The sequence below is a fragment of the Actinomadura meyerae genome (assembly GCF_900188445.1).
Lineage (GTDB): Bacteria > Actinomycetota > Actinomycetes > Streptosporangiales > Streptosporangiaceae > Spirillospora > Spirillospora meyerae.
The window spans coordinates 21,806-33,618 of sequence record NZ_FZOR01000065.1 but is presented as its reverse complement, the minus strand read 5'-3'; the positions used below and the strand labels follow the sequence as shown (position 1 = coordinate 33,618).

Below are 11,813 nucleotides of genomic sequence, written 5' to 3'. Positions count from 1 at the left end.
CGCGCAGGGTCGGCAGATCCCGTTGAAGGCACCAGGCCAGTCAGGCGTTGGGCCAGACCCCAGCGGGAGGCGCTCACCTACATCATCACTGTCAGTTGTGCAGCGCCGACATTGCATCGCGTGGCTCGCCGTGGCCGCTGCGCTGGGGCCGACCGGGCGCGGGACCAGCGATCCCCATGGCAGAGCCCTCGCCCCCTCCACCACCGGATCCAGCAAGGCCGACGCCTCGGAAGCGGCCCGGTTCGCGAACCCACGCCCCACGCTCCCGGCGGCCTGGCGCGGGGCCGCGCAGCCGCCTGAGCGCCCCCGCCCCTTGACTAGCGGGCCGGAGCGCTGCGGATCACGCATGCGGTGAAGCGAATCAAGCGGCGCATTGTTCGGCGGCTGAACCCTGTGGCTCCCAGAATGGCATCCACGGTGATAGCAGAGGCCCCTCACGAAGATCGCGAGGGGCCTCTGAACTGCGAGCCGGCGAGGGGACTTGAACCCCTAACCTTCTGTTTACAAGACAGATGCTCTGCCAATTGAGCTACGCCGGCGGGCTCGTCCCGCATCGTAGTCGACTTGGTGGAGGTTTTGCGCGTTGTGCCGGTGGGGCTGGGGGAAGCAGCGGCGTAGGGGACGGTGCCACGGGTTGGCCGTGGTGCCAGGGTAGAGGACGGCTACTGCCAGGCAGTACTTGCTGAGGCTCGCGGGGCGCAGGCCCATGCGGCGCAGGATGCGGTCCACCGGGGTGTCGGCGGTGGACGACTTGGATTCGAGCAGTACCCAGTCGTTGCGGGCGGCTCGGCGGGTGGTGTGGTGTGTGCAGACGAGGCCGGTGTCCAGAGTGACGCGGCCTGTGCCCTGGCGTTGGACGAGCGTGGTGCGGTCGTAGGTCGTGGTCGCTGACGGGAGCAGTAGGGACGGCGGGTTCGTGCGGTAGGCGGACAGGAACGTTTCCCAGAGGAAGTCGTAGGCGGACGGTGTGAGTTCTTCGCGGTATGCCGGGTCGTGGGGCAGGCGGCGCTTGTCGGTGGTGTCGCCGGTGCCGCTCAGCTTCACCTCGAACATGGACTCGTTGGTGTCGAGGTATGTGCGGGTGCGGATTTTGTAGCGGCGGCGTCTGTCCTGCAGGTGGTGGCGGTATGTGAGCAGGCCAGGGGTGTCGAAGTACGTCGAGGTGTAGCGGAAGGTGCGGAGACCGTCGATTTCCAGGGCGGCGTGCGTGGATGTCAGTTGGGTGAGCAGGGCGGGGATGAGTCGGGTGGGGACGATGTACTTGCGGTCCACGCGGAGTTGCAGCGCGGAGTTCGCCAGTACCTCGGCCAGGCCGACTCCGGGGAAGGCCGTCAGGTCCATAGGAAGCTCCGAGAGAGGTTACGGCGCTCGGCGCGGTGGAAGCGGACGTCCACCACCATGACGTCGCGGACGTAGTCGACCTCTGTCACCGACTGCCGGAGGACGGTGCCGCCGAGGCGGCTCTCCAGGTCGGCTCGGAGGGCGGTGTCGTCGCCGTGCACCACGTCGAGGGTGATGAGGCGGTGTTCGATGCGGGGCCCCAGGCGTGGGTGGTCCGCGGTGTACATGACCGCCAGCAGAACGACATCGAGTAGCAGCGCGAGCCACGGCACCTGGGCTGCCAGGCCGTTGACCAGGCCGAGTGCGAGGGCGATGAAGTAGTAGCCGACCTCCTCCTGGGTAAGGGCGCTGGAGCGGAGGCGGATGATCGACAGCACTCCGAAGAGGCCGAAGCCGATGGCCAGGTCCGCGCGTTGGACGAGGAGCAGCGAGACGACCGTGAACACGCCGGCGTTGACGGCGATGTAGGCGAGCTGGAGGTCGCGCCTGCGGTGGCGCCGGAAGTAGATCAGGTGCGCCAGGACCGCGATCGCCAGGAGGTCCGCGGTGAGGCCGTAGATGATGTCGTCGCGCATGGGTACAGCGTTCCCGGGAGCGGTGAGGCCGCGATGAGGCCACCGTTAAGGCGCTCTCATGAGAGGCTTCTCATCCGCGCTTCGTCGTGGTCGGGGTGGTCTCGGGGGATAGTGGGCGCATGGCCACCCGAGCGGCGTTAGCAGGTGCGGGAGCGGCGGCCCTCGTCACGTTGGGGCTCGCCGCCGTGTTCGCCCATGCGCAGACGAGTGCACCGCCACGGCTGGGCGACACCGTGCAGGTGACGCCCGCGTCCAGCAGTCCGGTGGAGGCGTCCGAGCCGTCCAAGGCGTCCAGGACGCCGCGGCCGGCGCCGGAGCGGACGGTGCGTTCGGTGACGCCGGAGCGGACGGTGCAGCCCGTCGCTCCACCGCCTCCGCCGGACAGCGATGACGATGACGACGATGCCGACGACGACTGAGGCGGGGCCGCACGGTCTCAGCGCGCGCGCCCGCATCGTCGGGTGGATGCTGCTGCTGGTCGCGCTGGCGCTGGGCGGGTCGGTCTTCGTGACCTGGTCGGTCCAGTCGGCGCGGTTGGACGAGCGGCTCAACGAGGAGCTGGGGCATGAGGCTGCGAAGCTCCGCGAGTACGCCCAGAGCGGCGTCCAGGCGCGGGACGTCCGGACGCTGCTGACCACCTACCTCGCCCAGAACCTGCCGGACGACGAGGAGACGTTCTTCACGGTCGTCGACGGCCGGGCCGACCGGCGCAGCCCGTACCCGCCGCCCGCGCGGCTGGACCGCGACGCGGCGTTCGTCGCGCGGGCCGCGCGGGCCGGCCGTCCCGAGCACGGGTGGGTCGACAGCCGCGCGGGACGCGTCCGGTACGCGGTCCTGCCGGTGCGGGTGGTGGGCGATCGCGCGCGCGGAGCGCTGGTCGTGGTGGAGTTCCGCGACCGGCAGCGGGACGAGGTGGTCGAGGCGACCCGGGTGCTCGGGTTCACCGCGTTCGGCGCGCTCGCGGTGGCCGGGGCGGCGGGATGGCTGGTCGCGGGCCGGGTGCTGGCGCCGGTCCGGCTGGTGCGGCAGGCGGCGGAGCGGATCAGCGGGTCGGACCTGACCCGGCGGCTGGAGGTGCGCGGCAACGACGACGTCGCCGCCCTCGCCGCCACGTTCAACGTGATGCTAGACCGGCTGGAGGCGGCGTTCGCGACGCAGCGCCGGTTCGTCGACGACGCCGGGCACGAGCTGCGGACGCCGCTCACGGTGATCCGCGGGCATCTGGAGCTGATGGACGACGACCCGGCGGGGCGGGCGGAGACGCGGGCGCTGCTGCTCGACGAGCTCGACCGGATGGGCCGCATCGTGGACGACCTGCTGGTGCTGGCGAAGGCGGAACGTCCCGACTTCCTCGCGCCGGACGCGACGGACCTCGCCGACCTCACGGTCGAGACGGTCGCCAAGGCGCGCGGGATGGCGCCGCGCCGGTGGCGGGTGGGCGGCGTCGCGGAGGTGCGGACGGTCGCCGACCGGCAGCGGCTCACGCAGGCGCTGATGCAGCTGGCGGCGAACGCGGTCCGGCACACCGGCGAGGACGACGTCATCGAGATCGGCTCGGCGGTGCACGGGCCCGCGGCCGTGCTCTGGGTGCGCGACACCGGGCCGGGGGTGGACGAGGCGGACGCCGTCCGGATCTTCGACCGGTTCGTCCGGGCCGGGGAGGGGCCGCGGCCGACGGACGGGGCCGGGCTCGGCCTGGCGATCGTGGCGTCGATCGCGCGGGCGCACGGCGGGACCGCCCGGGTCGAGCACCCGGTCGGCGGGGGCGCCTGCTTCGTCCTGGAGCTGCCGCTGCGTCCGGTCCGGGAGGGCGCGGTGGAGGTCCTCGCGGGCGACGGGCGGGAGAGGGAGGACGCTTGAGCCGCATCCTGATCGCCGAGGACGAACCGCGCATCACCTCGTTCCTGGAGAAGGGCCTGAGCGCCGCCGGTTTCGGCACCGCGGTGGCCGCCGACGGCGTCGCCGCCTACGAGCAGGCGCGGACCGGCGGGTTCGACCTGCTGATCCTCGACATCGGGCTGCCGCTGCGGGACGGGTTCACCGTGCTGCGTCGGCTCCGCGAGGACCGCGTCGCGCTGCCCGTCATCATCCTGACCGCCCGCGACGGCGTCGCCGACACCGTCGCGGGCCTGGAGAGCGGAGCCGACGACTACATCGCCAAGCCGTTCGCGTTCGAGGAGCTGCTCGCCCGGGTGCGGCTGCGGCTCCGCGCCGACCGGACCCCCGAGCCCACGCTGCTGCGGGTCGGCGACCTCTCCCTGGACCTGCGGACGCGGCGCGCACACGTGCCCGGACGGACGGTCGAGCTGACCTCCCGCGAGTTCGCCCTCGCCGAGATGTTCTGCCGGAACCCCGACCAGGTGCTGACGCGGGAGCAGTTGCTCGCGCACGTGTGGGGCTTCGATTTCGATCCCGGCTCCAACGTCGTGGACGTCTACGTCCGCTACCTGCGGCGCAAGCTGGGCGCCGACCGTTTCGAGACGGTGCGCGGCACCGGATACCGCCTGCGCCCCTGAAACATGGGCCCTGCCAGAGGCGGCCGCCTCCGGTTTACGGTGGGGGATATGGACGTTATGGGGCCCGGGAACCTGGAGGCGGCGCGCTGGTGGGGGCGGATGGCCCGCGATCCGCTGGAGACGTACCGGGGGCTCGCCCGCCGGTACGGGGACGCGGTGCGGGTGCCGTTCACGCCGCACCGGTCGCTGTTCCTGCTGTCGCGGCCCGAGCACGCCGAGCGGGTGCTGGTGGCGAACCAGGACAACTATGTGAAGGCGTTCACGTACCGGCCGCTGCGGGCCGTCCTCGGGGAGGGCCTGCTGACCAGCGAGGGCGACATCTGGCGGCGGCACCGGCGGCTGGTGCAGCCGGTGTTCTCGCAGCGCCGCGTCGTCGGGTTCGGGTCGCAGATGGCGGAGACGGCCGTCGCGGGCGTCGAGCGGTGGCCGGACGGGGTGACGCTCGACGCGGCGGGCGAGCTGCGGAAGATCACTCTGGACATCGTGGGGCGGGCGCTGTTCGGCAGCGCGCTCGCCGGTGAGGCGCCGCGCGTCGGGCGGGCGCTGGAGGCGCTGCAGCGCGGCGCCGTCGTCGGGACGTTCCTGCCGGGCGCGCTGGCGAAGCGGGAGCTGTACCGGCGCGTGCCGGGGCTCGGCGGCGCGCTCGACTACCTGGACGAGATGGTGCAGCGGGTCGTGGAGGGCCCGGACGGCGGGGAGCTGCTCGTCCTGCTCAAGGAGCGCGGCGAGTTCGACACCGAGGAGCTCCGCGACGAGGTCCTGACGCTGCTACTGGCCGGGCACGAGACCACCGCGGCGGCGCTGGCGTGGACGCTGATGCTGCTGTCCCGGTACCCGGCCGCCAGGGACCGGCTGGAGGCGGAGGTCGACGACGTCCTCGGCGGCAGGGAGCCGAAGGCCGACGACGCCGACCAGCTGCCGTGGACGAAGGCCGTCATCTCCGAGGCGATGCGCCTCTACCCGCCGGCCTGGACGATCGAGCGCGACGCCCTGGAGGACGACGACGTCGCCGGGGTGCGGGTCCCCGCCGGTTCGACCGTCGCCGTCCCGCCCTACCTGCTGCACCGGAACGCCGACATCTGGCCGAACCCGGAGGGCTTCCAGCCGGAGCGGTTCATGGGGGAGCAGCGGCGCCACCGGTACGCGTACCTGCCGTTCGGCGGCGGGCGGCGCATCTGCGTCGGCGCCGGGTTCGCGATGCTGGAGGCGACGCTGGTGCTGGCCGCGATCGCCCGCACCCACCGGCTCGACCTCGTGCCCGGCGTGAACGTGCGGGCGCGTGCGGAGATCACGTACCGTCCGGCCGGAGTGCTTCCCATGCGGGTCACGCGCAGGTGATACCGGGCCCGCGCGGGACCCGGGACCACCGGCCGGGGATCAGGACTTGGTGCGGGGCAGCAGCAGCGCAGGCACCAGAGCCAGGACGGCGATGCCGAGCGCGATCCAGAAGGCGTGGCCGAACGCGGCCGCCAGCTCGGGCGCCACGGCCTCGCGGGTCGCGTCGGGCAGCGGGCCGAGCGCGGCGATACCGGGCGTCCGGGCGCTGATCTCGTGCTGCAGGACCACGGCGAGCACCGTCGTCCCGACGGACGCGCCCATCCGCTGCAGGGTGTTGATGGCGCTGGTCGCGCGCGGGATCAGGTGCTGCGGCAGGGACTGGTACGCCGCCGCCATCGACGGCATGATCGTCGCGCCGAGGCCGAGCCCGATGACGAACAGCGCCGCGGCCAGGAGGGTCACCGAGGTGTCCGCGCCGAGCCGGGTGTAGGCGGCCGTGCCGAGCAGGCCGAGGACGATGCCGGCGGGAACGACGACGCCGGCGCCGATCCGGTCGGTGATCCGTCCGGCGAGGGGCATCGCGACGGCCGCGCCGAGCGCCTGCGGCGCCAGCAGGAGGCCGGTGGCGAGCGGGCCGTGGCCGCGCACGACCTGCCAGTACAGCGGCAGCAGGACCAGGACGCCGAACAGCGCGACGGCGACGACGACGTTGGTCACGGCGGCGGCGGTGAAGCCGCGGTGCCGGAACAGCGCGATGTCGATCAGCGCGGGGCGGCGGCGCGCGTGCCGGACGTAGAGCGCGATCATCGCGGCGGCGATCCCGGCGATGGCCCAGGTGCGCGGCTCGCCGAGCCCGCCGGGCCGTCCCGCCTCGGTCGTGCCGTAGGTGAACAGGGCCACGCCGCCGCACAGCAGGAGCAGGCCGCGCACGTCCAGCGACGCGGGCCGCGGTTCCGAGCGGGGCAGCAGGCGCAGCGCGGCCACGACCGCGACGGCGCCGAGCGGCAGGTTGGCGAGGAAGATCCAGCGCCAGCCGGCGGACGAGAGGATCAGCCCGCCGACGATCGGGCCGGCGACGGAGCCGAGCAGCATCGGCACGCCGATGAAGCCCATCACGCGTCCCATCCGGGCGGGGCCCGCGGCCTGCGCCAGGACGGTCTGCGCGACCGGGATGATCATGCCGCCGCCGACGCCCTGCACGATCCGGAAGCCGATCAGCGCGGGCAGCGACCAGGCGAGGCCGGACAGCGCGGAGCCGCCGAGGAACAGCAGCAGCGCGGCGATCCAGACCCGGCGGGCCCCGAACCGCTCGGTGGCCCAGCCGGTGGCCGGGATGACGGCGGCGAGGCCGAGCATGTAGCCGGTCAGCACCCATTGGACGGAGGTGAGCGGCGCCCCGAAGTCCGCGGCGAGCGTGCGGGTGGCGACGTTGACGGCCGTCGCGTCGATGATCGACATGATGGCGCCGAGCACCACCGCGATGCCGAGCGCGACGAGGCCCCGGTCGAGCTTCTGCGCCGGGTCGGGGGCGGGCGCGGTGAGCGTCGTGGTCATGGCTGTTTCCTCGCATTTCCTCGTTTTCCAGGGAGTCCGGTGGTCAGGCGGGGCGGATGTTGTGGTTGCGGTGGAACACGTTCTGCGGGTCGTAGGCGCGCTTGACCTCGCGCAGCCGCCGCAGGTCGCCGGGCGTGTAGGCGGTGGCCGTCCTGGACGTGTCGTGCAGGAAGTTCAGGAACGAGCCGCCGGTCGCGAACGGGGCGAGTGCCGCGTCGTCGTCTGCGGTGCCGTCGACGGTCAGCGAGAAGGGGACGTCCCGGTGCCCGACCGGGCCCGCGTCCGGCGCGGGACGGGCCATCGCGCCGCCCCAGTGCCGCACCTCGACGCCGGCGGCCCGGGAGCCGGCGATCGCGGCGATCAGCTCGTCCGGGAGGTCGGCGTGCAGGTGGAAGTGGTGGGGCACGGTGCCGCCGAGTGTCTCCGTCTCGGCGTAGGGCATCGTGCGGAAGTCGTCGTGCAGGGCAGGGCCGCCCGCCTCGCGCAGTGAGCGCAACGCGCGCGCGCCGTCCTCGGCGGAGCCGGCGTAGGTCCCGCGCAGCACGACGACCCGTCCGTGGACGGCGTGGTCGGCCAGGGCGACCGAGACCGTCAGTGCGTCCGGGCGGGTGTCGGCCTCGTCCCGGAAGCGGGTGAGCATGTCGGCGGCGCGCTCGGCCGGGAACAGCGCGGTGCCCGCGAACACGGTCGAGACCGGGTGCAACCGGAACTCCAGCGACGTCACCACGCCGAAGTTGCCGCCGCCGCCCCGCAGAGCCCAGAACAGCTCCGGGTGGTGGTCGGCGTCCGCGGTCAGGTAGCTGCCGTCGGCGGTGACGATCCGGGCGCGCAGCAGGTGGTCGGCGGCGAACCCGAACCGGCGCGACAGCGGGCCGACACCGCCGCCGAGCGTGTAGCCGGTGACGCCGACGGACGCGTGCGAGCCGGACAGCGGGGCCAGCCCGAGCGGGGCGGCGGCGGCGATGACCTCGCTCCAGCGGGCCCCCGCCCCGGCGCGGGCGACGCGGCGGGCGGGGTCGACGAGCACGCCGGACATGCCGGACGTCCTCAGCAGCAGCCCCTCGTCCGGCGGGACGACCGTGCCGTGCCCGGTGGCCTGCACGGTCAGCGGCAGGCCCCGCTCGCGGGAGGCGAGGATCGCGGCGCGCACGTCCGCGGGCCCGGTGGCGTCGACGGTCAGCGGCCCGGTCCGGCGGGGGAGGGCGGTGGTGTTCATGATCTCGATCCTTCCGGAGGTTTTTTCTCCACTTACTCGCACCGTAGCACCGACCGGAGGATTTGTCTCCACTTATCGCGGTGAATTGGAGGGAGATCCTCCACATGCTTGCTAGGCTCGGAGCCATGGCGCAGAAGCAGAAGGAGCGGCCGCTGCGGGCCGACGCGCGCGACAACCGCAGGCGGATCCTCGCCGCGGCCGCGGAGGTCTTCGTCGAGCAGGGGCCGGGGGCGCCGCTGGAGGAGATCTCGAAACGCGCGGGCACCGGCATCGCGACGCTCTACCGCCGCTTCCCCGACCGGCCGGCCCTGACCAGGGCCGTCGCCTTGGACGCCCTGGAGCGCACCACCGAGGAGATCAAGCGCGCGCGGGACGAGGAGCCCACGGCCTTCGCCGCCCTCGTCCGCTACATGCACCGCGTCCTGGACATCGGTATCGGCGCCGTCTTCCCCGTCCTCCTGGAGGAGATCCCGTTCGAGGACGAGGACATCGCCGCCGCCCGCGCCGACGGCGTCGCCGTCCTTCAGGACATCGTCGCCACGGCCCAGCGCGACGGCGACCTGCGCCCGGACGTCACCCACGGCGACGTCGGCATGCTGCTGGTCCGGCTGTCGCGCCCGATGCCCGGCCCGGTGCCGCGGGAGGTCGCCGCCGAGCTCGCGCACCGGCACCTCGACCTGATCATCGACGGCCTGCGCGCCGCGCCCGGCCCCCCGTCCGGCCTCGCCGGCCCGGCCCTGACCTTCGCCGACCTCGAGTCCATGGGCGACGATCGGGCCGAGTGAGAGCCCGCCCGCAGTGGGCACAGGGACGGAATGAACATCACAGGCATCATCAGCGCGATCATCATCGGGGCGATCATCGGCGCGCTGGGCCGGCTGCTGCTCCCCGGCCGCCAGCCGATCGGCATCATCCTGACCGTGCTCGTCGGCATCGTCGCCGCGATCGTCGGCACCGCGATCGCCCAGGAGGTAGGCGTCGCGACGACCAACGGCATCGACTGGATCGAACTCGCCTTCCAGGTCGGCCTCGCCGTGCTGGGCGTCGCCGTGGTCGCCGCCCTCCGAGGCCGCCGCAAGTACCGCCGCCGCGCCCCCCGCTGACCCCACCGGCCCCGAACTCCACCGACCGGCCCCGAACTCCACCACCCATCGGCCGTCCGAACCGGCCGCCCCTGGATCGAGGACGGCGCAGGGGGCGGGTGGGCAAGGGTCTGGCCAAAGGCTCGCCAAACGTGAGTCGGCGGACATGAATCTTCGCTCTCATAGTGCACTCGAATCGATGCGAAGAGTCACGTCCGGTCAGGGGGACCGAAATGGTGGGTGGACTCGCGCCCGTGGCGGAGTACGAGCGGTTCCGGCTGCTCAGGAGGCGGTTCCGGCGGGCCGCGGCGGTGGTCGCCACCGCGTTTCTCGGGTGGTACTTCCTCTATGTCGGGCTGGCCGCGTTCGCCCGGGACTTCATGGCGCGGCCGGTGGCGGGGCACGTCAACGTCGCGCTGCTGCTCGGCCTGCTGCAGTTCGCCTCGACGTTCGCGCTCGCCTTCGGGTACGCCGCCTACGCGCGGCGGCGGCTGGACCCGCTGGCCGGTGAGCTGCGGTGACCGGGCGTGCGCTGACGCTCGGGCTGTTCGTCGCGTTCGTCCTGATCACCCTTGCCATCACGCTGTGGGCGCGGGCGCGCACCCGGGGCGCCGACGACTTCTACGCGGGCGGCCGGACGTTCTCCAGCGCGCAGAACGGCGTCGCGCTCGCCGGCGACTACATGTCGGCGGCATCCTTCCTCGGGATCGCCGGGACCATCGCGCTGAACGGCTACGACGGCCTCCTCTTCTCCGTCGGGTTCATGGTGGCCTGGCTGCTGGCGCTGCTCTTGGCCGAGATGCTGCGCAACGCGGGCCGGTTCACGATGGGGGACGTCCTGGCGCGGCGGGTGCGGCGGCAGGCGCCGGTGCGCCGGGCCGCGGCCGTGTCCACCGTGACCGTGTCGGTGTTCTACCTGCTCGCGCAGATGGTCGGCGCGGGCGCGCTGGTGTCGCTGCTGCTCGGCATCCACCGGGGCGAGCGGTTCCTCGGCATGGACGCCGGGACGGCGAAGACCGTCACGATCGTCGCGGTCGGCGCGTTGATGATCTTCTATGTGGCGTGCGGCGGGATGAAGGCGACCACCTGGGTGCAGATCATCAAGTCCGCGCTGCTGCTGGCCGGGGCCACCGTGCTGACCGTGCTCGTGCTCGGCCGGTTCGGGTTCGACCTCGGAGCGCTGCTCGGGTCGGCCGCCGACGCCAGCGGGCGCGGTGAGGAGTTCCTGCGGCCGGGGCTCCGGTTCGGGCAGGACGTCCCCGGCGACCCCTACCAGACGATCGTGAACAAGCTGGACTTCGTCAGCCTCGCGCTGGCGCTCGTGCTCGGCACCGCCGGCCTGCCGCACATCCTCGGCCGGTTCTTCACCGTCCCGGACGGGCGCACCGCCCGCCGGTCGGTGACCTGGGCGATCGGCCTCGTCGGCGTGTTCCACCTGATGACGCCGGCGCTCGGGTTCGGTGCGGCCGCCCTGGTCGGACGGGAGGCGATCACGGCGCAGGACCCGTCCGGCAACACCGCCGCGCCGCAGCTCGCGCAGGCCGTCGGGGAGCACGTCGGCGGCCGGGCGGGCGGCGAGGTGCTGCTGGCGTTCATCGGCGCGGTGGCGTTCGCGACGATCCTCGCGGTCGTGTCGGGGCTGGTGCTGGCGTCGTCGACGTCGCTCGCGCACGACTACTTCGGGCAGGTGCTGATGCTCGGCCGGCCGCGCGAGTCGCAGGAGGTGGCGGTCGCGCGGTTCGCGGCGCTGCTGGTCGGCGCGCTCGCGATCGTCCTCGCGGTCGCGGCGCGGAACCTGAACGTGGCGTTCCTCGTCGCGCTGGCGTTCGCGATCGCGGCGGCGGCGAACGTCCCGGTGATCGTGCTGTCGCTGTTCTGGCGGCGGTTCAACGGGACCGGGGTCGTCGCCGGCGTCTACGGCGGCCTGACCGCCTCGCTGGTGCTGGTCGTCCTGTCGCCCGTGGTGTCCGGGAAGACCGATCCGGCGACGGGGGAGAGCCTGTCACTGCTGCCCGCGGGCATCGACTTCCACCTGTTCCCGCTGGAGAACCCCGGGCTGGTGTCGATCCCCATCGGGTTCGCGTGCGCGGTCGCCGGGACCCTCCTCGGACGCGAAGAGGCCGACACCGGCCGCTACGACGACCTGACCGTCCGGGCGCTCACCGGAGCGGGCGCGCACTGAAGGCAGCCCGTGTGGCGCTGACCGGCCGTGACGGCGACAGGCCCGTACCGGTGCGGGCACTGCCGTCCG

General features: G+C 73.2%; 12 protein-coding genes and 1 tRNA gene. 8 read left to right on the top strand and 5 right to left on the bottom strand.

The window, feature by feature from the left end:
* Positions 1-466: 466 nt before the first annotated feature.
* The 3 genes from CHF16_RS37490 to CHF16_RS37480 form a co-directional block, all read right to left on the bottom strand.
* Positions 467-539: transfer RNA gene (locus tag CHF16_RS37490), tRNA-Thr, on the bottom strand.
* Positions 502-1,341: a polyphosphate polymerase domain-containing protein gene (locus tag CHF16_RS37485; RefSeq protein WP_089330949.1), complete on the bottom strand. Its 840-nt coding sequence runs from the start codon at positions 1,339-1,341 to the stop codon at positions 502-504. Before CHF16_RS37485 ends, CHF16_RS37490 begins: the two co-directional genes overlap by 38 nt.
* Entirely contained in the window at positions 1,332-1,916 is a 585-nt protein-coding gene (locus CHF16_RS37480; RefSeq protein ID WP_089330943.1) for a DUF4956 domain-containing protein, read from the bottom strand. The genes CHF16_RS37485 and CHF16_RS37480 overlap by 10 nt, the downstream gene beginning before the upstream one ends.
* Positions 1,917-2,035: 119 nt before the next feature.
* On the opposite strand from CHF16_RS37480, the gene CHF16_RS37475 reads away from it, so the two are divergent.
* Genes CHF16_RS37475 through CHF16_RS37460 form a run of 4 tightly spaced genes read left to right on the top strand, consistent with a single transcriptional unit; the run spans position 2,036 to position 5,770 of the window.
* Positions 2,036-2,335: a hypothetical protein gene (locus CHF16_RS37475; protein WP_089330942.1), complete on the top strand. Its 300-nt coding sequence runs from the start codon at positions 2,036-2,038 to the stop codon at positions 2,333-2,335.
* Positions 2,319-3,776, top strand: coding sequence for a sensor histidine kinase (locus tag CHF16_RS37470; protein WP_218827024.1), 1,458 nt, complete (start codon positions 2,319-2,321; stop codon positions 3,774-3,776). Before CHF16_RS37475 ends, CHF16_RS37470 begins: the two co-directional genes overlap by 17 nt.
* Entirely contained in the window at positions 3,773-4,432 is a 660-nt protein-coding gene (locus tag CHF16_RS37465) for a response regulator transcription factor (protein WP_089330941.1), read from the top strand. The genes CHF16_RS37470 and CHF16_RS37465 overlap by 4 nt, the downstream gene beginning before the upstream one ends.
* A 48-nt stretch (positions 4,433-4,480) precedes the next feature.
* Positions 4,481-5,770, top strand: a complete 1,290-nt coding sequence (locus CHF16_RS37460; RefSeq protein WP_089330940.1) for a cytochrome P450 — start codon at positions 4,481-4,483, stop codon at positions 5,768-5,770.
* A gap of 39 nt (positions 5,771-5,809) precedes the next feature.
* On the opposite strand, the gene CHF16_RS37455 is transcribed toward CHF16_RS37460, so the two are convergent.
* Positions 5,810-7,264 (bottom strand): MDR family MFS transporter, encoded by a 1,455-nt coding sequence (locus tag CHF16_RS37455; RefSeq protein WP_089330939.1) that lies wholly within the window; start codon positions 7,262-7,264, stop codon positions 5,810-5,812.
* 43 nt (positions 7,265-7,307) lie between these two features.
* A complete protein-coding gene (locus tag CHF16_RS37450; RefSeq protein WP_089330938.1) occupies positions 7,308-8,480 on the bottom strand; it encodes an FAD-binding oxidoreductase in 1,173 nt (390 codons plus the stop codon).
* Between the two features lie 125 nt (positions 8,481-8,605).
* Here CHF16_RS37450 and CHF16_RS37445 point away from each other — a divergent pair, with 125 nt between their 5' ends.
* The 4 genes from CHF16_RS37445 (at position 8,606) to CHF16_RS37430 (ending at position 11,744) form a co-directional block, all read left to right on the top strand.
* Positions 8,606-9,265 (top strand): TetR/AcrR family transcriptional regulator, encoded by a 660-nt coding sequence (locus tag CHF16_RS37445; protein ID WP_089330937.1) that lies wholly within the window; start codon positions 8,606-8,608, stop codon positions 9,263-9,265.
* Between the two features lie 30 nt (positions 9,266-9,295).
* Positions 9,296-9,583 carry a GlsB/YeaQ/YmgE family stress response membrane protein gene (locus tag CHF16_RS37440; RefSeq protein WP_089330936.1) on the top strand — a complete coding sequence of 96 codons (288 nt, stop codon included), beginning with the start codon at positions 9,296-9,298 and terminating at the stop codon, positions 9,581-9,583.
* 233 nt (positions 9,584-9,816) lie between these two features.
* Entirely contained in the window at positions 9,817-10,083 is a 267-nt protein-coding gene (locus tag CHF16_RS37435; RefSeq protein ID WP_245869776.1) for a DUF485 domain-containing protein, read from the top strand.
* Complete coding sequence (locus tag CHF16_RS37430; RefSeq protein WP_089330934.1) at positions 10,080-11,744, top strand: solute symporter family protein; 1,665 nt, start codon at positions 10,080-10,082, stop codon at positions 11,742-11,744. Before CHF16_RS37435 ends, CHF16_RS37430 begins: the two co-directional genes overlap by 4 nt.
* The last annotated feature ends 69 nt before the right edge of the window (positions 11,745-11,813 follow it).

Coding starts and splice junctions, on each gene's coding strand:
- CHF16_RS37460 (WP_089330940.1), top strand. CDS start 4,481: ATGGACGTTATGGGGCCCGGGAACCTGGAGGCGGCGCGCTGGTGGGGG.
- CHF16_RS37450 (WP_089330938.1), bottom strand. CDS start 8,480: ATGAACACCACCGCCCTCCCCCGCCGGACCGGGCCGCTGACCGTCGAC.
- CHF16_RS37480 (WP_089330943.1), bottom strand. CDS start 1,916: ATGCGCGACGACATCATCTACGGCCTCACCGCGGACCTCCTGGCGATC.
- CHF16_RS37445 (WP_089330937.1), top strand. CDS start 8,606: ATGGCGCAGAAGCAGAAGGAGCGGCCGCTGCGGGCCGACGCGCGCGAC.
- CHF16_RS37475 (WP_089330942.1), top strand. CDS start 2,036: ATGGCCACCCGAGCGGCGTTAGCAGGTGCGGGAGCGGCGGCCCTCGTC.
- CHF16_RS37455 (WP_089330939.1), bottom strand. CDS start 7,264: ATGACCACGACGCTCACCGCGCCCGCCCCCGACCCGGCGCAGAAGCTC.
- CHF16_RS37485 (WP_089330949.1), bottom strand. CDS start 1,341: ATGGACCTGACGGCCTTCCCCGGAGTCGGCCTGGCCGAGGTACTGGCG.
- CHF16_RS37470 (WP_218827024.1), top strand. CDS start 2,319: ATGCCGACGACGACTGAGGCGGGGCCGCACGGTCTCAGCGCGCGCGCC.
- CHF16_RS37440 (WP_089330936.1), top strand. CDS start 9,296: ATGAACATCACAGGCATCATCAGCGCGATCATCATCGGGGCGATCATC.